The following is a 19806-nucleotide window of genomic DNA, read 5'->3' as shown; positions in this document are numbered from 1 at the left end:
ACGTTGGGCGCGGTGTTTAGCGGGCTGTTGCTTTGACTTGGGCGGCGCGATAGGTGCGTGCCGGGTGACAGAGCAATACCGCCACGACCATAAAGAACGCCGTGGTGCCCAGGCTGATGGGGTAGACCATCATGATGTTCGCAAAGGTGCGGAAGTGCGGGAACACGCAGAATACCCAATAGAAGCGAATGCCGCAGACGCAGATCATGGTGATGAGGGCGGGCATAAGCGAGATGCCAAAGCCGCGTAGGTAACCGGACATGTTTTCGTAGAACATGCTAAAGGCGTATGCCGGGAAGATCGAGCACACGCGGATATAGCCGATCGAGACGATGTTGGGATCGCTGTTGAAGAGCGCCAGGATCTCGCGCCCCAAGCCGACGATGATGACGATGGTGGTGAGCGCAACGATGCCGCCTTCGACCAGGCAGACCTTGAGCGTCTTGGTGCAGCGGTCGATCTGGCGAGCGCCGTGGTTTTGTCCCACAAAGGTGGTGCAGGCCTGGCTAAAGCTGTTGAGCAGGTTGTAGCACACATACTCCAGACTCATAGCGGCGCTGGATGCCGCCATGACCTCGGTGCCCAGGTTGTTGATGGCGGACTGGATAATGATGTTGGCGACGGCAAAGACGGCGCTTTGGATGCCGGCGGGCAGGCCTATTCTGACGATGCGCTTGAGGGCGACGGGGTCGATGGCCAGGTCGCGCGGGGCGACACGAACGACGGAGTCGGTCTTGAGCAGGCGGACAAAGAGCGTGACGGCGCTGACGGTGTAGGCGATGGCGGTGGCGATGGCGACGCCCGCGACGCCCCAGTGGAGTACGGGGACAAAGATGAGGTCCAGGCCAATGTTGAGGACGGTGGACACGGCAAGCGCCTGCAACGGCATGCGGGTGATACCGACGGAGCGGAAGATCGCGGCCTCAAAGTTGTAGAGCAAGATCGAGGGCATGCTGAGCAAAAAGACGCGTAGGTAGAGCGAAGCGAGCGGCATGGTTTCGGCGGGAACGTTGAGCGCGGCGAGCATGGGCTCGGCAAAGATCTCGCCCAGTGCGATGACGACAAAGCCCACGAGCGCCATTAAAATCGAGGTATGGACGGCGCGTTTGACCATGTTCTGATCGTTGCGGCCGATAGCGTTGGCGATGACCACGTTGGAGCCAAGCGACATGCCAATAAACAGGTTGAGCATAAGACTGGTAAGCGGAACATTGGAGCCGACCGCCGCCATGGCGAGGGTTCCCTGGTCGCCCGAGAAATTACCGATGATGACCGTGGCGATGAGGTTCGACAACTGCTCCAAGATGCTCGTGGCGGCTACGGGGAAAGCGAACAGGGGAATATTGCGCCACAGCGAGCCAGTGGTCATGTCAATGTGCTTAGATGCGGTATCAGCCATACGCTCTCAATCTTTAACATGCTCTTTCGTGCTTATTTGCGCAGATGATGATACTCCTAATCGACTAGTCGACACTTAGGGACGTTCCTTTTCTGCCGGCAGCTGGGGACACTCCTTGTCTCTTCTATGACTAGATGGGGAAGGCGTGCGACAATGGTGGGCGTTGTGTTGTCCGCGCTAAGGAGTTGCCATGTTGTTGTGTCCCGTTTGCCATGAGCCGTTGGTGGACGACGAGCGCGGTGCTGCATGCGCGGGCGGACACCGATTTGACCGTGCGCGCGAGGGCTATCTCTATCTGCTGCGCTCGTCTAAGAGCGGCGATTCCATGGGCGATCCCAAGTCGCAAGCGCGCAGCCGTCGTGACTTTCTGAACCGCGGTTACTATGCGCCGTTGCGCGATGCGATGGTCGAACTGATGCGCGAACAGGTGTCTGGTCGCGCGGCGTCTGCAGGCGTCCCCATGACCTTGCTCGATATTTGCTGTGGCGAGGGCTACTACACGAGCGCCATGGGCGCGGTGCCGGACGTGGATGCTTACGGTTTCGACCTGGGCAAGGAGATGGTGCGCCTGGCCGCCAAGCGCGGCGATGCGACCTACTTTGTGGCCAATATGAAGGACATCCCCGTGGCCGATGGCGCCTTCGATATGGTGACCGAGCTCTTCGCTCCCTTTAACGAGCGCGAGTTTGCCCGCGTGCTGGCGCCAGAGGGCTCGCTCTATACCGTGGTGCCGGGTGCTCGGCACCTGTTTGGGCTCAAGGAGGTGCTCTACGACACGCCATATCTCAATGACGAGAAGCTGCCGAAGACTACCGAGCTCGAGTTGGTCGGAACGCAGCGGGTGTCTGCGAACATTACGCTCCAGACGCAGGCCGACATCGAGGCGGTGTTCCAGATGACGCCGTACTACTACCGCACACGCCCTGCCGACAAAGAGCGCCTGGCAAACCTGGACACCCTTCAGACCGATATCGACTTCATCATCGCCGAGTACCGTCACCGCTAATAACCTGCCAAAAAGGGACAGGTTTATTTTGGCAGGTTTTATCTGGGCAAACGCAAAGGGCCGACCGCGTTGCTGCGCGATCGGCCCTTTTTAGTTGCTTGGCTGCAAGAGGCTATGACAAGCGAGCGCTTACAGGCGGTCCTTGTTCTCGGCCTTGACGTCGTGCGCCTGCTGAACAAAGAACAAGTCGTAGACCACGATGACAAAGGCGCCAAAGTTGATGGCGTCGCCACCAAACGCGGGAAGCGTGAGCACCGCCTGGGCAAGTGTGGCGACCGCGGCAACAATACCGAGCTTAAACGCGCCGCCTACCTGCGAAGGCTTGTTGGCACCCTTGATGCCCGCAACACCTGCGGCAAGATCGACAAGACCTTTGATGACAAGTACGGCCGCGGCGAGCATGGCGTTCGACCCATACGTGGAATCGAGGCTGCCGTTGGCGATGCCGACGCCGGCGATGACGAGGCTGGCGATGCCCAAAACAAAGTAAATGAGGGCAAGGACTTTAAGTGTCTTGCGAGTGAAGCTCATGGTGGTCCTTTCGATACGAGTACGGCCGGTCTGGCGTACCCCCCGTGTTGCACATATGGTGAAGCACATTGTAGTTCAACGCGGCGATGCATGCGCATGAAAGCGCTTTGAGCCTGTGCGGCCCAACCTTTCAAAAGCGAAAGCCGGGCGTAAGCCAAATCGATGGCAGCTCATGCGCAGCGCTGCGATGATGGAGTCGTAACAAGGAGCTGGTCTAAGGAGGAGCCATGATGTACGGAACAGGGCAAGTGCGCGAGTCGCGGTCGTTGGGAAGGCGCATGAGCGATTCTGTGATCGCTGCCGTGTGCACGGGATTGATGGCGGTGCTTTGCATTGGGATGCTGTGGGCCATGTCGCATGTGGGACAATAACGAACGGCTGGGTGCCGACGGACACGGCGCCTGCGTATTCGTTTTGCTTGTGAAGGAGTGCCCATGGGCGTCGTCGATCCCTTTTCTGTTGCTCGGGCCGCAGGGCTAGAGCTGACCGAGAAGCCCGAGGGGCTCACGCTCACCGACGGCACGATGGAGCTACGTGCCGATTTTGCCCGCATGCGCCCACGGCTCAAGCAGGGCCGTCTGCAGCAAGAGCTGTTGGTGAAGGTCGCGCGCACAAAAGGCATTGAGAGCCCCTGGGCGATTGACGCTACGGCAGGCTTTGGCGAGGACTCGCTGCTGCTAGCGGCCGCGGGCTTTACCGTCGATCTGTATGAGCAGGATTGCGTGATCGCGGCGCTGCTGCAGGATGCTTTGGATCGCGCGGCAGATGATCCGGCACTTGCGGATGCCGTGGCGCGCATGCACTTGCATGCGGGCAAGGACAGCATTGCCGGCCTTCGCCATACGGCTGAGCTAATCGAGCAGGGTGAGCTTACGGCTCCCGACGTGGTGTACCTGGACCCCATGTTTCCCGAGCGCACCAAGAGCGCGGCGGTCAAAAAGAAGTTCCAACTCCTGCACCATTTGGAGCGGCCGTGCGCCGATGAAGAGACGCTGGTCGAAGCTGCGCTTGCGGTGCGGCCGCGCAAGGTCGTTATCAAGCGGCCGGTGAAGGGGCCGCTGCTTGCCGGCGTTAAGCCGAGCTATCAGCTTGCGGGCAAAGCCGTTCGTTACGATGTTTTGGTGCCGCCGCGCCCGTAGCTTGTGTGCGATGGCCGGCGCTGCGCCGGTGCTGTGCCGCTGCGTCAGCGCCGCGCCGACGCAGGCCCTATTTCCAGGGATGCGACGTCAAATGCCATCCGCCGCAGTATTCGCATTTGTAGCAGGCCAAACCACGCCGCCCGCGGTTTTCGCAGTCGGCCATAACTGCTTCGGCCTCGGCGCGTGTGTCGTAACGGTTTTTGCGCTCGCACGACTTGTAGCGCCAGGCCTCATCGCGCTCGGCGTCCAGGGCGTCGCGGCGCTCGTCCTCGCGCGCAAACAGGTCGCTCATATCGCCGCCGGTGGCAGCGCCCAAAAACTCGCTTTTGGCCTTTGACCAGGCGGCTCGCTTTTTGCTTCCCATCCGCTTCGCGCCCCTCTCCAAACGTTGGTATCATTGCTCAATCAAAGTGATACCAATAAACGTGAGGTCGCCGCGTGATGATCAGAAAAACCCTCGATACCGACACCCCCGCCGTCATGGCTATCTATGACGCGGCTCGCGCCTTTATGCGCGCACATGGCAACGCCACGCAGTGGCCCGAGGGCACGCCTTCGGCCGAGCAGCTGGCTGCCGATATTGCCGCTGGTGGCAGTTACGTGTGCGAAGTCGACGGTCGCGTGGTGGCGACGTTTGCCTTTTTGCCGGGGCCGGACGAGTGCTATGACGTGATTGAGGACGGTCAATGGCGTAGCGACACTCCGTACGCCGTGCTGCACCGCGTGGCATCCGACGGCACCGTGCACGGCATCGCTGCTGCGACGTTTGCCTTTGCCAAGGAGCGCGCCGACCACCTGCGTATCGACACGCACGCGGACAACCTGCCCATGCAAGGCGCGATCGTTAAGGCGGGGTTCGAGCGCGCCGGCGTCGTGTATGTGTCGGACGGCACGCCGCGCGTTGCGTTTGACTGGCTTCGCGAGGCATAAGAGCGGGGACGCGTATCAGCAATCATGTACATGAAAATGGCCCCGAGTGGGGCCTTTTTGATCGCTGGGCTGTTAAGGGGAGATGCCGGCTTTCGCAAGGCGCGAACCTGCGAAAATCGCCGCGCGGCAACGCGGGGCGATGAGCTCGGTCGGGGGATAGGGCCCGCTTCGCCCACCGGCCCGTAAATTGTATCATCCAGTGTGGAACGAGGGTGCCCTTTGCCGCGTGCGATGGGCTTGTAATAAGAGGAGAGCCATGTCGAAGCAAGCGGTCGTTGGAATCTTGGCGCATGTCGATGCCGGCAAGACCACGTTGGCCGAGGCCATGTTGTTCAATGCGGGTCGCATTCGCAAGCGCGGCCGCGTGGACGATGGCGATTCGCACCTGGACACGAACGCGATCGAGCGCGAGCGCGGCATTACGATCTTCTCGTCGCAGGCCGTGCTCGACCACGGCGATACCCACGTCATGCTCGTGGATGCACCCGGCCACGTCGATTTTTCGGCTGAGGCGGAGCGCACGCTGCGCGCGCTCGACTATGCGATTTTGGTTGTGGGCGCCAACGATGGCGTGCAGGGGCACACCGAAACCCTGTGGCGCCTGCTTGCGCGCTATGACATTCCGACGTTCATCTTTATCAACAAAATCGATTTGGAGAATCCCGGTCGCGATGTTTTGCTGGCACAGCTGGGGCAGCGTCTTTCCGAGGGCTGCCTGGATGCCAACGAGCTGCTGGCGGGCGGTGCCGTTCAGGAGGATGCTGCTGCGTTGGACGAGGCGGCACTCGAGGAGTTTCTTGAAGCGGGTGAGCTTTCCGTCGCAACGCTGTCGCGCATGGTTACCGAGCGCAAGCTCTTTCCCTGCTTTGCCGGCTCGGCGCTCAAGGACCAAGGCGTGGACGAGCTGCTGGATGGCATATGCGCGCTGATGCGTGAACAGGCGTGGCCCCCGGAGTTTGCCGCGCGCGTCTATCGTGTCAGCCGCGGAGATCGCGGCGAGCGTTTGGCTTGGGTTAAAGTGACCGGCGGCACGCTGCACGCCAAGCAGATGATTGACGGACGTTCCGGTGCCGAGGCATGGGAGCAGAAGGTCGATCAAGTACGCATCTATAACGGCGAGAAGTATGAGCTTGCGCAAGAAGTTGCTGCTGGCGGTATTTGTGCCGTGACGGGTCTTGCGCACGTTCGCCCAGGGGACGCCCTGGGCGCGGAGCCCGCGGGCGATGCGCCCGTCATTGCGCCAGTCCTCACCTATACGGTGCTGCCGGGCGAACATGACGTCCATACGGTGTTCAAAGCATTGAGTGAGTTGGCGGACGAAGATCCCATGCTCGGCGTAAGCTGGAATACGCATCTTGAGCAGATTCACCTGCAGTTGATGGGCGCTGTGCAACTCGAGGTCGTGCAGCGGGTGTTGGCAGATCGCTTTGGTCTATCGATTGCGTTTGAGCCTGGCGGCATTCTCTATAAGGAGACTATTTCGCAGCCGGTCGAGGGCGTGGGCCACTTTGAGCCACTGCGCCACTATGCCGAGGTGCATCTGCGTCTGGAGCCGTTGCCAGCGGGTTCGGGCGTGCACTTTGGCACCGTGACCTCGACCGATGAGCTCGATCTTAACTGGCAACGTCTGGCGCTCACCAACGCTATGGAGCGCGATCACCTGGGCGTGTTGACCGGCTCGCCCATCACCGATGTGCGCATTACGCTCACGGGCGGGCGTGCGCATGCCAAGCACACCGAGGGTGGCGATTTTCGCCAGGCCACGTACCGCGCGATTCGCCAGGGACTCATGCAGGCGCGTGAGGCCGGCGCGGCGGTGTTGTTGGAACCGTGGTATCGCTTTGAGCTCGAGGTGCCAGGGGAGTGCGTTGGCCGGGCGCTCTCGGATGCCACGCGCATGGGTGCCGAGTACGAGCCGCCGACGATGGCGGGCGACCGGGCGAAGCTTGTGGGTCGCGTGCCGGCATCCGAGGTGCAGGATTACGCGCTGGAGGTGGCTGCCTACACGAGCGGTCGCGGTCATCTGTACCTGGAGTTCGCCGGTTATGCGGCTTGCCATGATGCCGAGCGCGTCATCGAGACGGCCGCCTACGAGCCCGAGGCCGATCTGCCCAACACGCCCGATTCGGTCTTTTGCTCTCACGGCGCCGGTTACACGGTCAAATGGTACGACGTACCCGCCGCGGCGCACGTAAAGATCGATCCCACCACCTTCCGCCCCTGGCGAGCAGCAGACGCCGAGTTTTTCGGCCATAGGTGATAGAAGGGCGGCCTCTTTGTCACCTGCTGTTGGTATAACTCGGTATAAGTTGGTATAACTATAGGCAGCGTTTGCCAATCCGAGGAGGCCGACATGAATCCAAATCCCTTTAAGCCAACGGCTGGCAAGCGCCCTCCGATACTCATTGGTCGCGAGTCGGTCATCGAAGATTTTGAGGAAGGGCTCGATAACGGCGCCGGAGCGCCGGGCAGGCTCATGCTCATTACGGGAAACCGCGGCTGTGGCAAGACGGTTCTCCTGAGGGAGCTGCAACGTCTGGCCGGCGAGCGCGGATGGGCGGTTGTCTCCGATTCCGCTTCGCTTGGCTTATGCGACCGCTTGGCCGACGCGCTTCGCTCGAATAAACCCGTTGTGACGTCAATGGAGTTTGGGCCGTCGTTTGGCCGGATGTCGGTCGAGGCGGCGCGGGCAAAAGGCGAGACGCTGCGAGGGCTGGTCAACGAGCGCCTCAAGAAGCTCGGTCCAGGTAAGGGCATCCTGTTTGCGATTGACGAGGCACAATCTGCGTCTATCGAGGAACTGGCGGCTCTTGCCGTTCTCTATCAGCAGGTGCTCGGAGATCAGGATGCTACGGGCCTGTCCGATAGCGACCAGCGCGGTCTTGCGCTGGTATTTGCCGGCTTGCCCAGTATGGTTGACGACCTGCTCGAAGAGCCGAGCGTGACGTTTTTGCGCCGTGCTCAGCAGCGTGCGCTGGGGGCGATTTCTTTGCCCAAGGTGCGCGATTCATATGTCCAGACGGTCAAGGACGCCGGTCTTTACGTTGATGCGGAGACGGCGGACCTTGCGGCACACAAGAGCATGGGGCATCCCTATATGGTTCAGCTGGTGGGATATTACATGTGGCGCTCTGCTGTCCGGCGCAATTCGCAGGTCATTGAAGCGTGCGATGTCGAGGCTGGCCATGCGGATGCCGTCTCCGAGTTCTATGAAGCGGTCGACGCACCTCTGTATTACGGGCTGCGTAGCCCCCAGCGCCTCTTTATCGAGGCCATGGCGGTTGACGAGGACAAACCGACTCGCATGGCGGATATCATTGAGCGCTGCGATCGCACTCAGAGCTGGGCGAGTAAATATCGCGCAAGCCTGATTCGCGAGCGCGTCATCGAGGCTGCCGGATACGGCCTCGTCCGGTTTACCGTGCCCATGCTGGGCAAGTACATTCGCGACCGCATTTTATGGCACGAGTAGGGTGATAAAGGTGACGGAACAGAAGATGAGCCCGCAGGCTATCGAGGTACGTGGCGCGCGCGTCCATAACCTCAAGAACATCGATATCGATATCCCGCTGGGAAGGCTCGTGGGTATTGCCGGCGTGTCGGGCTCAGGCAAGAGCTCGCTGGCGCTGGGGGTTCTTTATTCCGAGGGCTCGCGCCGCTACTTGGAGGCGCTCAGCGCTTATACCCGCCGTCGTCTGACGCAGGCCGAGCACGCCCAGGTGGACGAGGTGCTGCACGTGCCGGCGGCACTCGCGTTGCATCAGCGTCCCAGTGTGCCAGGCGTGCGCTCGACCTTTGGTACCATGACCGAGCTCAACAACAGTCTGCGTTTGCTCTTTAGCCGCTGTGCCCATCACGTGTGCCCACATTGCGGGGCGCGTGTGGAGCCGAGCCTTAACGTGGCTGCGGGCCTGTCGCTCACGTGCCCCGCATGCGGCCGCGAGTTCTACGCGCCGAGTGCCGAGGACCTTGCCTTTAACAGCGGCGGTGCGTGCCCTACCTGCGGCGGCACCGGTGTCATGCGCGAGGTGGACGAAGCGAGCCTGGTGCCCGACGAGTCAAAGACCATCAACGAAGGCGCGGTGCTTCCCTGGGGTACGCTCATGTGGGATCTGATGAAGCAGGTAGCCGGCGAGATGGGCGTGCGCACCGACGTGCCGTTTAACCAGCTCACGCCTCAAGAGCGCGACATCGTGTTCCACGGTCCGGCGGTTAAAAAGCACATTCTCTACGTTCCCAAAAACGGCGAGGGCGCCACGCCGCTCGATTTCACCTATTACAACGCCGTCTATACCGTCGAGAATGCGCTCGCCAAGGTTAAGGACGACAAGGGACTTAAGCGCGTGGCTCGCTTTTTGCGCGAGGGCCCGTGCCGTGACTGTGGCGGCACGCGTCTCTCCGAGGCTGCGCGCCAGCCCCAGGTGCGTGGTATCAATCTGGCGCAGGCCGCGGCCATGACGCTGGGTGAGGCGATTGAGTGGGCGCGCGGGGTGCCCGCATCCTTGCCGGCCGAGATGCAGCCCATGGCGACGGATATCTGCGATTCGTTTTTGAGCGCGGCTCGTCGCCTGGTCGACCTGGGGCTCGATTACCTCTCGCTCGACCGCGCCGGTGCTACGCTCTCCACGGGTGAGCGCCAGCGCGTGCAGCTTGCCCGCGTGGTGCGCAACCGCTCGACGGGCGTGCTGTATGTGCTTGACGAGCCCTCGATCGGCTTGCATCCTGCCAATGTCGACGGCTTGGTAGGCGTAATGCGCGATCTGGTGGATGACGGCAACACCGTGGTCGTTGTCGACCACGACACGCGCGTATTGGCGGAAGCCGATTATCTGGTCGAGATGGGCCCCGTTGCCGGAGCGGGCGGCGGTAATGTGATCGCCGCCGGTACGGTGGATGAGGTCGAGCAATCGCAGGACAGCCGCATCGCCCCGTTTTTGCGCTCGGAGCCCAAGCGCTTGCGGCCGCAGGTGGCTGACGACGAAATGTTCGACCGGGGCCATATCCGCATGGCGACCGATGCCATCCATACCGTCAAACCGCTCGAAGTCGATATCCCGCGCGGTCGCTTGGTCGCGGTGACGGGCGTTTCGGGTTCGGGTAAGACGACGTTGGTGCTCGAGACGCTCATCCCGGCGCTCAAGGCTCAGGCAACTGGCGAGCGCCTGCCAAGCCATGTGCGCTGGATCGACGCCGAGGGCATTGCCCGTGCAAATCTGATTGATGCTACGCCTATCGGCGCCAACGTGCGCTCGACGGTGGCAACTTATGCCGACATCCATGATGAGCTGCGTCGCGCCTTCGCCCGCACGCCCGAGGCTAAGGCGGCGGGATACAAGGCGGGCGCCTTTAGCTACAACACCGGCGCCTTGCGCTGCCCTACGTGCGATGGCACGGGTTCGATATCGCTCGACGTGCAGTTTTTGCCCGATGTCGAGATCGTCTGCCCGTCATGTCGCGGCTCACGCTATGCAGACGCGGCCTCGCATATCCATCGCGAGGGCAAGGACGGGAGCCTGCTTACGTTGCCGCGGCTCATGGACATGAGTGTGGACGAGGCCCTCGACGCTACGGTGGGGCTCAAGAAAGTTCAGGCGCGCTTACAGACCCTGCACGACCTGGGCTTGGGTTATCTCACGCTCGGCGAGCCCACGCCGGCGCTCTCGGGCGGCGAGGCGCAGCGTCTTAAGCTCGCGAGTGAGATGGGCCGCGTGCAGGATGATGCCGTATTCGTGTTCGACGAACCCACAATTGGCCTGCACCCGCTCGATGTTCAGGTGCTGCTGAGTGTGTTCGACGGCCTCGTCGCCAAGGGCGCCACAGTTGTCGTGATCGAACACGACCTCGACCTTATCCGCAACGCCGACTATGTGATCGACATGGGCCCGGGCGGCGGTGACGCGGGCGGGCAAATCGTCTGCGCCGGCACGCCGGGCGACATCGTGGCCTGCCCCGCAAGCATCACCGGCCGCTACCTATAACCGAATGTGACAAAGGGACAGTTCCTTTGTCACATTCCCGGAAAGCCTGTCTGGCGCAGGGCCTCGTAGAGGACGATGGCGGCGCTGTTGGAGAGGTTGAGAGCGCTGATGCGGTAGTCGTCCGGGTCGACGAAGTTGCCGCAGATATCCTGTCGAAGGATGGCTTCGTGGCTGTCCTCGGTATGCCCGAGCGACTCCTCGTGGGCCTCCCAGGCGTCGGCGTTTTCGAGCGAGTCGCAATCGCGCAACATGGGGATGCGCTCGCAGCGCTCGGGCGCCGCGGCAAGCAGTGGCTCGGGAACCCCCGAGCTCTCGCTGCCAAAGACCAAAAAGTCACCGTCGCGGTAGGTACTTTGCGCATAGGTGCGGCGCGCCTTTTTGGTCAGCAGATGCAGGCGTTCGTCGGCGGGGGAGAGGCCGTTGCGCGCAAGGAAATCCTCCCAGCCGGCATAGGTCGTCACGTCCAAATTTTGCCAGTAGCCCAGGCCGGCGCGACGCACCGTCTTGTCGTCGAGCGAAAACCCCAGCGGCTCCACCAGATGCAGGCGGGCGCCGGTAACCACGCAGGTGCGGCCGATATTGCCCGTATTGGCCGGAATCTCGGGCGCATACAGCACAATGTTGAACATGAATCTCCTTGGCTCAGAACGAAAAACCACCACGAAGGGCACCTTCGTGGTGGTTTGGCGGTTACGTAGGCGAAAAAATGCCCGCTTGGATAAATCTAGGCGCGGTGCCAGTCGGTCAGGCAGGCATCGAGGGAGGCGATGAGCGCATCCTTGTCCATGTGACGGCCGATGATGCACAGGCTCGTCATGCGGTCGCCCGTCTCGTCGTCCCAAATCTGCATGATCTCGGGGTTCTCGTCGATGATCTTCTGCTTCTCGCCCTCGGGCGCGGAGTCAACGAACAGACCGTTCTCCATCAGGCGCATTTGGTGGCCGGCCTGCTCGAACATGTAGCACATGTCCGGATCGCCGGTCTGCCACAGCGGACCCTTGACGCGGATGACCTCGTCGGGCCACTCCTGCTTAACAAAATCGGTGAACTTCTGCAGGTCAAACGGCTTGCGGCGCGAGTACACAAAGGTCTCGATGTCGTACTCGAGCACCTCGGGGTCGTCGTGCTCCTCGGGATGCTCCATGGCCTCGATCCAGGCGGCGGAGTTGTAGGCGCGCATAAAGTCGAAGCGGTCGGTGTCGAGCAGCTCCTCCATGGGGACCTCGCCGTTTTGGGCCTCGACAATCACGGCGTCCTTCTGCAGGCTGCGCACGATAGCCTTGAGCTCGGCGATCTGCTCAGGGCTCACGGTATCGGTCTTGTTGAGGATCAGCGTGGAGCAGAACTCGATCTGCTGGATGAGCAGGCTCTCGATGTCGTCCTCGTCGATATCCTCGGCCAACAGGTCGCGGCCGCCGTTGAACTCGTCGTACATGCGGGCGCAATCGACCACAGCCACGATGTTGTCGAGTGCAAGCTTGGGCTGGCCGCCCACCTTGGCCTCGTCGCAGAAGCTCGAGATGGTGTAGGCGATGGGGATGGGCTCGCAAATACCCGAGGCCTCGATGATGATGTAATCGAAGTCGCCCGAATCGGCGATGCCCTGCAGCTGGTTGGCCAGGTCGTCTGAAAGCGTGCAGCAGATGCAGCCGTTGGTGAGCGGGATGAGGTCGTCGGTCTCGGAAAGGCCGCCGTCGGCGATGAGGCTGGCGTCGACGTTGATCTCGCCGATATCGTTGACGATCACGGCGGCGCGGATGCCGCCGTCGTTGGCGAGGAGGTGGTTGAGCAACGTAGTCTTGCCGGCACCGAGGTAGCCGGTAAGCATGATGATCTTCACGGGTTTGTTGGGCATGTGCCCTCCTTTGTTAGACATGGCTTACAGTTGAATCTTATGCCAAACGCTTGCTCTTATACCCACGCGCCAACAAATAACACAGGCTACTCCCAGGCTCCCCACACGTCGGGGCAATAGCCGACGGTGGCCTTCTTGCCGTTGCGCACGATGGGCTCGGCCAGAACCTGCTGGTTCTCGAGCAGCTTATCGAAGCGCTGGCTGGGGGTGAGGTGCTGGATGAGTGCGAGCGTCTCCTCGTCCTTGGCCTTGGGGTTGAGCAGCTTGTCGATGCCGCCGACCGCCTGCATCACGCTCGTGAGCTCGCCCTTGCTCATCTCCTTTTTCTTCAGGTCGATAAACTGCACCTTAATGCGGCGCTCCTTAAAATAGCGCTGGGCCTTCTTGGTATCGAAGGACTTTTTGGTGCCGAAGATTTGCACGTTCATATTATTTGTTCCGCCGTTCTAACGAACGGCGGTCACCTCGACGCTGCAAAGCCATCTGATGGGCAATCTGCCTTTCAATCGTCGGGCGCGGGCAAAAGCCCAGCGCCCTCCTCTTTCAAGGCACCTTGCCTCATCAGCTGGCTTTTCGCTGACATTGATAGAACATCGAGGTGACCACCGCTGGACTTATCGAATAAAGTTGGTCCTGGCGCGATCGGCCTTGGGGGCCTCGATGCCGGCGGCCTTTCCCGCCTCGATGCAGTGCAGCAGCCAGGCCATGTTTTTGCCGATGTTTCGCATGGTGGCCAAGCCCTCGGCGTCCTGGGCGGCTTCGCCCGGCTGGGCGCCAAAGACGTTGTTCCAGTAGGTGGAGGCAACCACCGGCATCTGGTTGATGGTGAAGTACTTGTTGAGTACATCGAAGGTGGTCGACGTGCCGCCGCGGCGGGCGACGGCGACAGCGGCGCCCGGTTTGTGCGCAAAGGCCTTGCTGCCAGCATAGAATGCGCGGTCGAGAGCCGAGAGGATGCGTCCGCTGGGATGCGCATAGTAGACGGGGGAGCCAAAGACAAAGCCATCTGCCTGCTCGGCGGCAGCGATCAGCTCGTTCACGTCGTCGTCAAAGGTGCAGCGGCAATCGAGCTTGCCGCACTGGCCACAGCCAATGCAGTCGCGAATGGGCTTGGCGCCTAGCTGAAACGCCTCGGTATCAATGCCTTCGGCGTTGAGCTGTTCGGCGACCTCGGCGAGTGCGCGGGCGGTGTTGCCGTTTGCCTTGGGGCTGCCATTGACCAAAAGAACCTTCATCACAAACTCCCTCTGCTGTCGGTGACTTCTGCGGAGGATTATCGCACGAGAGGGCAGATGGCGCGGGGCGCGATGCGAAACGGCTTGTGTTTCACATCGCGCCCTACGTCGCTAGTCCAGCTTGGTGCCCGGTACCTGCGGCGCCTCTTTAATCAGCGCATTGAGTTCGTTCAAAATGGAAACGGGCTGTCGGTCGACGGCGTCCAGATGAAGCGTGGCCACGCGAAGGGGCGGCTGATATTCAAATGAGCCCAAGAGCACGGGCGATCCCAAGAACCGCTCGATTTCGTCTGCGACCGCGTCGGTCTCTTCGGGATCGAGCTCGTCAAAGAGCGCCACGAACATCGGTCCGGTCGAGCGGAACAGACGACCCTTGCCGCGCGAGCAATCCATGAGGCAGGCGGCGCTTTCTGCCAAAACGCGGTCGCCCGCATCAAAGCCAAAGCGGGCATTGACCTTGGCGATGTCGTCGATTTTAATGGCGACCAAGCCCGCGTTTCGTGCCACGCGACGCATCTCGCCAATGGCGTTGACCAGGGCGTGGATATCGCCCAGGCCGGTCACGGAATCGGTCGTATCTGCCAAGCTTCGGTTGGTAACAATGCCCACATACATGTTGGGCTCGGTATCGGTGCCGTCCAGGCGGTAGCCCGTGCAGTCGCAAAGTGCGTATTTTCCGGCGGAATTCATGACGCGATACTGCATGCAGTGGAAGTGCCACGTGCCGTTTACCACCATATCGAGCTCGGCGCGTACGTTGTCGCGGTCCTCGGGGTGAACACGGGCAAGCCATATATCGAGCGAGTTGTAGGGATGCTGGGAGGGTAGGTCAAAATCGCGCACGGCATTAACCGACCATTGCGATTCGCCGGTGTCGAGGTTAATGATGAACGGATAGCGCGTCTCGGAGCTCATGGAGATCGCTTGGAACACTCGGTCGTTGCAGGGGGGGGGGTTGTTCGGTGACCGGGCGTTGCGGCGCATCGCCTTCTTCCGGTTGTTGCACACGGTACATGAGCTTGTAGCGATACATTTTGCGGTCGGCGTCCTTTGTCATCTGGCGACGCGTATCGCCTGCAAGCGGGTCGACGCGCGAGCAGCCAAAACTAAAGCTGGCGATCATGGGCGCCTTGCCGTCCGATGTTGCCTCGATAAGATTGGCACGCGTCCGCTCCAGGCGCTGCTCGAGCTCGGCTTCGTCTGTCGTGGGGGATATAAGTACAAATTCGTCTCCACCGATACGGAACAGCAACTCATCGGGCTCCATTGTCTCGGTGAGTGCACGGCAGATGCTCAGGATGTAGCGATTGCCCTCGGTGTGGCCAAACTTATCGTTGCAATGCTTAAGGCGGTCGATATCGATATAGGCGCAGGTGAAGGGGGTGCCTTTGCGCCAGAGCTGATCGACATGGCGGTCGAGTCCGCCACGGTTGCCAAGATTGGTGAGCGAGTCGATATAGGCGCCGCGCTCAAGCAGCTCGCGTTCTTGCTGCAGGATGGCAAATGTCTTCTGTAGCTGCTCGCCGATGGCGCACAGCTCCGGGGGCAGCGCGGCAACATCGAGCTCGGTGGTTGAGGCCCCGTTCGCAAGCCGCTGAAGATGAGCGATGATTGATTGCTCGCCCAGGCGATACGACTCGTTCATGATGGATGACCTCCTTGGATGGAACAATGGTTTGTATCTTACTCCCAATTCGGTTTAGATTGGGGTATTAGTTAGCTCATGGGAACAAACGCTCCCTCGACGGTGGCGTTTGCGCACGAGCGTATTAGTTGTTGTCGCCACCATCGAGTAACGCCTCAAAATCCTTTGCCGGCATGGGGCGGTAGTAGAGAAAGCCCTGAGCGTAGCGGGCGCCCATTTGGCGCAGCACGTTCGCCTGCTCATCGGTCTCGACGCCTTCGATCACAACGGGCAGATGGAGCGACTGCGCCATCTCGAGCATTGATGAAACGATTTGCGCGCTACGGCCTTGATCGCCGTCGGCGGGCACAAACGTGCGATCGAGCTTGATGACGTCGACGTTGACGTTCTTGAGCATCGCGAGCGTGGACTGGCCGGTGCCAAAATCGTCCATATAGGTCGAGAAGCCGCGGGTGTGCAGGTCGGCTGTCAGTTTGTCCACGGCTTCGGACTCCCCCGTATAAGCCGTCTCGGTGATCTCGATACGCATGAGCTCGGGCGGTAGGTTGTATTGGGCGGCGAGCGCCCCCATATGTTCGGCAACGTCGCAGGCAAGGATATCCACGCGCGACACATTAAGCGAGACCGGAACCACGCGAAGTCCTCGATCGATGCGCTTGCGCAGCCACGAGGCGACACCCTGCCAAATGTACTTGTCGAGCGTCACCACAAAGCCGCTTTCCTCGAGCGCCGGGATAAAGGACGCGGGCGGAATTAACGATCCATCTTTGTCGATCCAGCGTGTGAGCGCCTCGGCGCCAATGATCTCGCCGGTTTCCATATCAACCAGTGGCTGCAGGTAGTAGGTGATGCGGTCGTTTGAGAGCGCATACTGGAACTCGGTGAGGGTGCGGTGAAACGCAACCTCGCGCTTGTATTCCTCGGGGCGAAAGACGGCAATGCGATCCTTAAAGTCGTTTTTTGCGCGCCGATTGGTAAACATGGCCTTGGCCTGTGCATCGATGGTGATTTCCTCGTTGGAGTCGATGGGGTAGACGCCCATGGACGGCCAGAAGCCCACGCCGTCATCATGCTTGGCCACGGCCTCGCGAACACGGCTATAGATCTGACGGACAGCGACGTGCTCAAAGGGGATGAGTACGCAAAAGTCGTCTTGGCCCCAGTACCCTGCGACGCCCATGTCGGCATTCTCGATATCCTTGAGGACCGTGCCTACATCGGCGAGCATGCGGTCGCCCTCGGCCTGTCCGTGCCATTCGTTGAACAGTCGCATATGTCCCATGTCGACGGTGGCGATACACCAGGCGCCGTTGCGCCTTGTCTCCAGAAATTCGTTGGCGCGGCGCATAAACTCGCTGGGTCGATAGAGACCCGTGAGCGGATCGATGCGTTCGGCGATGGCGCTCTTGCGCTCCACCTCGGGTATGGGGAGGCTGTCGTTGGGAACAAGCCCGCCGGCCGTGCGAATGCGACGGTCGAGTTCGCCTAAAACGGCGGCCGTTTGATTGGTCAGGTGCTCGTAAAAGGCCGGAACGACAAGACAGACGGGGGTAATGGTGTCGCCCGCGATTTGGACGGGAGCGAAAACGGCCTCTTTAAGATGATGGACCAGCTGTTCGAATGCCTCGTGGTCCAAATTATTGCTGAGCACGACGAACTGGACGCTTCGTGAACGGTAGACACGACTCCTGCCGCGGGTGATCGACAGCATGCGGCCTGCGTATTCGGCGAGCATGTTGTCGACAGCCTCGGCCCCGTAGAGCTCATTGAGCTTTGCCGTGCCACGAACACGCACCGCTATAAGCCCCGTCTGGCAACGGTCGCGACGGCAGGCATCGATAGCGTTGGCCAGCATGCGCTGCGTTCCGAGGCCCGTGGCGGCGTCGACGGTCTCGGCAAGCGAGTGGTTGACGAGCTCGCCGACATAGAGCGAGGGGACATTTCCGTCGCCGTCGATACGAAACCCGCGAGCACGGCCGAGGATGTAATCGCCGGCGGCATTGCGCACGCGGTACTGCATGACGTGACGATGTTTGGAGCCGTCATAGATTTGGTCGATGTCGTTGGTATAGGCCTCAAGGTCATCGGGATGGACACGCGTTTTCCAATAATCGTGACAGTTGTCTATATGCTCCGAAGGAAGACCAAGATCGCGCAAGGCGCCTTGTGACCAAAGGGTTCGATGTTTGTCCAAGTTCTCGATAAAGAAATAGCGGCCTTCGTTGAGCATCGAAAGGGCGTCGAAAATTCGATCGCTTATTTCGAAGTCGTCGGTGTGGGCTTGTGCGATATTGCGTCGATCAAGGTGCACGGCATGACGTAGCTTGTAGTCGTACATGCGATGGTCGGCATCGTTCGTCAAGCGATTGGGGGCTTCGCCCAGGGCGGGGTCGGCGTGTGCCACTCCGTAGCTAAACGAGTGAGGCATCTCGGCATCGTTGTTTTTGAGCAGGACCGATCGGCAGCGTTCCAGACGTTCGGCGAGGTCGTCCTCGGTTGCAATCGTAGACAGGATGGCAAACTCGTCGCCTCCCAGACGAAACGCCGCTTCGTCCACCTCCATATACAGCTTGAGATAGAGGCTTACCTGCAAAATATAGCGGTTGCCCTCGTCATGGCCAAAGACGTCGTTGCAGTGCTTGAGATTGTCGATATCGATGTACGCCATGGTAACGGGGGTGTCCTGCTCCCAGAGCTCCTCGAGGGAACGGGCAAAGCCGCCGCGGTTGCCAAGCCCGGTAAGCTGGTCGGTAAAGGCGGTCCTGACCAGATCCTCCTGACGCTTGAGAAGGTCGCGGACGGTCTTTTCGAGCGTTTCAGTGTAATTGCTGGGGGTATCCATGCTGTAGGCGGCTTTCTGGGGTCGGGGCGGATTGCGTCGGGCGAGCTCGTTGTGCACACGCGTTGTTGCTCAACGCCTCGCGTGTTTCCAAGCCCCCGCCTTGCTGCGTCGTTGGGTTTATTTGTCGGCTGACGTTCGTTGCTGATAACTACTGAGTAGTATAAACAAGTGTATGGAATTATGTAGGGGCGCCCATGTTGCGGGCGGCCATTATTCGCCATTATTCGCCAAACGGTAACGCGACGATGTTCGATGAAAATGCGACTGAGGCGATATATGTTGACGGGTATACTTGTTTCGTTTTAAAACGCAGGAACGGAGATGGTCGCATGGCACAGCCAGATACGACGCCCACGGTGGGGCTTGCGCTCGAGGGAGGCGGCTACCGCGGTATGTATACGGCGGGCGTGCTCGACGTATGGATGGAGTGCGGCCTGACCTGTGACCATATGGTGGGCGTCTCGGCGGGCGCGGCGTTTGGCTACAACTTTAAATCGCGCCAGATCGGCCGTGCCATTCGCTACAACAAGGCCTATTGCGCCGACAAGCGCTATGCGAGCGTGACGAGCTGGCTGCGAACCGGCGACATGTTCAATGCCGAGTTTGCCTATCACGAGGTTCCCATCGAGCGCGATCCCATCGACCTGGAGGCTTATCGTGCCTGCCCCATGCGGTTTACCTGCGTGTGCACCGATCTTAAGACGGGGCGGGCCGTCTACCATGACCTGCCTTACGGTGATGAGCATGATATCGAGTGGATCCGGGCGTCATCGGCGATTCCCGTGGCAACGCGTCCTGTCGCCATTGAGGGGCATAAGTATCTGGACGGCGGCGTTGCCGATTCCATTCCCAGCGCCTGGCTGTTTGCGCAGGGCTATGACCGCAACGTAGTGGTGCTGACGCAGCCGGCGGGCTTTGTAAAGCAGCCCAATAGCGTGATGCCCATGCTGCGGCGCGTGTTCCGTCACTACCCGGAGTTTGTCGCAGCGCTTGAGCATCGGCATGAGGTCTACAATGCCACGCTCGATGACCTGGCACGTCGCGAGGCTGCCGGCGAGATCTTTGTGGTGCGGCCGAGCGAATCGGTGAAGGTGCCGTCGCTGTGTCGCGAACCGGATGAGCTCGAGCGCATCTACCAGATCGGCCGTCGTGATGCGGAGACGACCTTGCCCGCGCTGGAAGCGTATCTGGCGGGGTAGGGACTACGCCGGAAAGCGCATCCCGGAATCAGTGTTCAAACTGGGAC

Annotated in this window: 17 protein-coding genes; 7 read left to right on the top strand and 10 right to left on the bottom strand. The window is 60.7% G+C overall.

Annotated elements, in window-relative coordinates; translation table 11 throughout:
* Positions 1-16 precede the first annotated feature (16 nt).
* Positions 17-1399, bottom strand: a complete 1383-nt coding sequence (locus PMX70_RS04690) for an MATE family efflux transporter (RefSeq protein ID WP_271743035.1) — start codon at positions 1397-1399, stop codon at positions 17-19.
* Positions 1400-1589: 190 nt separating this feature from the next.
* On the opposite strand from PMX70_RS04690, the gene PMX70_RS04685 reads away from it, so the two are divergent.
* A complete protein-coding gene (locus tag PMX70_RS04685; protein ID WP_271743034.1) occupies positions 1590-2405 on the top strand; it encodes a putative RNA methyltransferase in 816 nt (271 codons plus the stop codon).
* A gap of 129 nt (positions 2406-2534) precedes the next feature.
* On the opposite strand, the gene PMX70_RS04680 is transcribed toward PMX70_RS04685, so the two are convergent.
* A complete protein-coding gene (locus PMX70_RS04680) occupies positions 2535-2936 on the bottom strand; it encodes a hypothetical protein (RefSeq protein ID WP_271743033.1) in 402 nt (133 codons plus the stop codon).
* A gap of 434 nt (positions 2937-3370) precedes the next feature.
* Here PMX70_RS04680 and PMX70_RS04675 point away from each other — a divergent pair, with 434 nt between their 5' ends.
* Positions 3371-4075, top strand: coding sequence for a class I SAM-dependent methyltransferase (locus tag PMX70_RS04675; protein WP_271743032.1), 705 nt, complete (start codon positions 3371-3373; stop codon positions 4073-4075).
* A gap of 67 nt (positions 4076-4142) precedes the next feature.
* On the opposite strand, the gene PMX70_RS04670 is transcribed toward PMX70_RS04675, so the two are convergent.
* Positions 4143-4439: a hypothetical protein gene (locus PMX70_RS04670; protein ID WP_055310006.1), complete on the bottom strand. Its 297-nt coding sequence runs from the start codon at positions 4437-4439 to the stop codon at positions 4143-4145.
* A 77-nt stretch (positions 4440-4516) separates the two neighbouring features.
* Here PMX70_RS04670 and PMX70_RS04665 point away from each other — a divergent pair, with 77 nt between their 5' ends.
* The 4 genes from PMX70_RS04665 to PMX70_RS04650 all read left to right on the top strand — a co-directional run bounded on the left by PMX70_RS04665 (position 4517) and on the right by PMX70_RS04650 (position 10983).
* Positions 4517-5005, top strand: a complete 489-nt coding sequence (locus PMX70_RS04665; RefSeq protein ID WP_271743031.1) for an N-acetyltransferase — start codon at positions 4517-4519, stop codon at positions 5003-5005.
* A gap of 256 nt (positions 5006-5261) precedes the next feature.
* Positions 5262-7265: a GTP-binding protein gene (locus PMX70_RS04660; RefSeq protein WP_271743030.1), complete on the top strand. Its 2004-nt coding sequence runs from the start codon at positions 5262-5264 to the stop codon at positions 7263-7265.
* A gap of 93 nt (positions 7266-7358) precedes the next feature.
* On the top strand, positions 7359-8477 hold the full coding sequence (locus PMX70_RS04655; protein ID WP_271743029.1) for an AAA family ATPase: 1119 nt from the start codon (positions 7359-7361) through the stop codon (positions 8475-8477).
* A 10-nt stretch (positions 8478-8487) separates the two neighbouring features.
* Positions 8488-10983: an excinuclease ABC subunit UvrA gene (locus PMX70_RS04650; protein ID WP_271743028.1), complete on the top strand. Its 2496-nt coding sequence runs from the start codon at positions 8488-8490 to the stop codon at positions 10981-10983.
* Positions 10984-11012: 29 nt separating this feature from the next.
* Here PMX70_RS04650 and PMX70_RS04645 read toward each other — a convergent pair whose 3' ends face one another.
* From PMX70_RS04645 to PMX70_RS04615, 7 genes are all read right to left on the bottom strand, one after another.
* The gene (locus PMX70_RS04645) at positions 11013-11612 is read right to left on the bottom strand and encodes a tRNA (cytidine(34)-2'-O)-methyltransferase (RefSeq protein WP_271743027.1); all 600 of its coding nucleotides are present in this window, start codon (positions 11610-11612) and stop codon (positions 11013-11015) included.
* Positions 11613-11707: 95 nt separating this feature from the next.
* On the bottom strand, positions 11708-12838 hold the full coding sequence (locus PMX70_RS04640) for a CobW family GTP-binding protein (protein WP_271743026.1): 1131 nt from the start codon (positions 12836-12838) through the stop codon (positions 11708-11710).
* Positions 12839-12924: 86 nt separating this feature from the next.
* The gene (locus PMX70_RS04635) at positions 12925-13266 is read right to left on the bottom strand and encodes an arsenate reductase family protein (protein ID WP_271743025.1); all 342 of its coding nucleotides are present in this window, start codon (positions 13264-13266) and stop codon (positions 12925-12927) included.
* A 186-nt stretch (positions 13267-13452) separates the two neighbouring features.
* Positions 13453-14073, bottom strand: a complete 621-nt coding sequence (locus tag PMX70_RS04630) for a flavodoxin family protein (RefSeq protein WP_271743024.1) — start codon at positions 14071-14073, stop codon at positions 13453-13455.
* 111 nt (positions 14074-14184) lie between these two features.
* Complete coding sequence (locus PMX70_RS04625) at positions 14185-14988, bottom strand: diguanylate cyclase domain-containing protein (protein WP_271743023.1); 804 nt, start codon at positions 14986-14988, stop codon at positions 14185-14187.
* Positions 14954-15718: a GGDEF domain-containing protein gene (locus tag PMX70_RS04620; RefSeq protein WP_271743022.1), complete on the bottom strand. Its 765-nt coding sequence runs from the start codon at positions 15716-15718 to the stop codon at positions 14954-14956. The genes PMX70_RS04625 and PMX70_RS04620 overlap by 35 nt, the downstream gene beginning before the upstream one ends.
* 124 nt (positions 15719-15842) lie before the next feature.
* A complete protein-coding gene (locus PMX70_RS04615) occupies positions 15843-18560 on the bottom strand; it encodes a bifunctional diguanylate cyclase/phosphodiesterase (RefSeq protein ID WP_271743021.1) in 2718 nt (905 codons plus the stop codon).
* Positions 18561-18889: 329 nt separating this feature from the next.
* On the opposite strand from PMX70_RS04615, the gene PMX70_RS04610 reads away from it, so the two are divergent.
* The gene (locus tag PMX70_RS04610; protein ID WP_271743020.1) at positions 18890-19759 is read left to right on the top strand and encodes a patatin-like phospholipase family protein; all 870 of its coding nucleotides are present in this window, start codon (positions 18890-18892) and stop codon (positions 19757-19759) included.
* The last annotated feature ends 47 nt before the right edge of the window (positions 19760-19806 follow it).

This window comes from Collinsella aerofaciens (assembly GCF_028206795.1).
Classification (GTDB): Bacteria; Actinomycetota; Coriobacteriia; order Coriobacteriales; family Coriobacteriaceae; genus Collinsella; species Collinsella aerofaciens_AX.
The sequence above is the reverse complement of the archived record's forward strand: the minus strand, read 5'-3'. Positions and strand labels throughout refer to the sequence as shown.

Bases quoted from the DNA above. Each gene is read 5' to 3' on its own strand.
- PMX70_RS04690 (WP_271743035.1), bottom strand. From the start codon at position 1,399: ATGGCTGATACCGCATCTAAGCACATTGACATGACCACTGGCTCGCTG.
- PMX70_RS04685 (WP_271743034.1), top strand. From the start codon at position 1,590: ATGTTGTTGTGTCCCGTTTGCCATGAGCCGTTGGTGGACGACGAGCGC.
- PMX70_RS04680 (WP_271743033.1), bottom strand. From the start codon at position 2,936: ATGAGCTTCACTCGCAAGACACTTAAAGTCCTTGCCCTCATTTACTTT.
- PMX70_RS04675 (WP_271743032.1), top strand. From the start codon at position 3,371: ATGGGCGTCGTCGATCCCTTTTCTGTTGCTCGGGCCGCAGGGCTAGAG.
- PMX70_RS04670 (WP_055310006.1), bottom strand. From the start codon at position 4,439: ATGGGAAGCAAAAAGCGAGCCGCCTGGTCAAAGGCCAAAAGCGAGTTT.
- PMX70_RS04665 (WP_271743031.1), top strand. From the start codon at position 4,517: ATGATCAGAAAAACCCTCGATACCGACACCCCCGCCGTCATGGCTATC.
- PMX70_RS04660 (WP_271743030.1), top strand. From the start codon at position 5,262: ATGTCGAAGCAAGCGGTCGTTGGAATCTTGGCGCATGTCGATGCCGGC.
- PMX70_RS04655 (WP_271743029.1), top strand. From the start codon at position 7,359: ATGAATCCAAATCCCTTTAAGCCAACGGCTGGCAAGCGCCCTCCGATA.
- PMX70_RS04645 (WP_271743027.1), bottom strand. From the start codon at position 11,612: ATGTTCAACATTGTGCTGTATGCGCCCGAGATTCCGGCCAATACGGGC.
- PMX70_RS04640 (WP_271743026.1), bottom strand. From the start codon at position 12,838: ATGCCCAACAAACCCGTGAAGATCATCATGCTTACCGGCTACCTCGGT.
- PMX70_RS04635 (WP_271743025.1), bottom strand. From the start codon at position 13,266: ATGAACGTGCAAATCTTCGGCACCAAAAAGTCCTTCGATACCAAGAAG.
- PMX70_RS04630 (WP_271743024.1), bottom strand. From the start codon at position 14,073: ATGAAGGTTCTTTTGGTCAATGGCAGCCCCAAGGCAAACGGCAACACC.
- PMX70_RS04625 (WP_271743023.1), bottom strand. From the start codon at position 14,988: ATGAGCTCCGAGACGCGCTATCCGTTCATCATTAACCTCGACACCGGC.
- PMX70_RS04620 (WP_271743022.1), bottom strand. From the start codon at position 15,718: ATGAACGAGTCGTATCGCCTGGGCGAGCAATCAATCATCGCTCATCTT.
- PMX70_RS04615 (WP_271743021.1), bottom strand. From the start codon at position 18,560: ATGGATACCCCCAGCAATTACACTGAAACGCTCGAAAAGACCGTCCGC.
- PMX70_RS04610 (WP_271743020.1), top strand. From the start codon at position 18,890: ATGGCACAGCCAGATACGACGCCCACGGTGGGGCTTGCGCTCGAGGGA.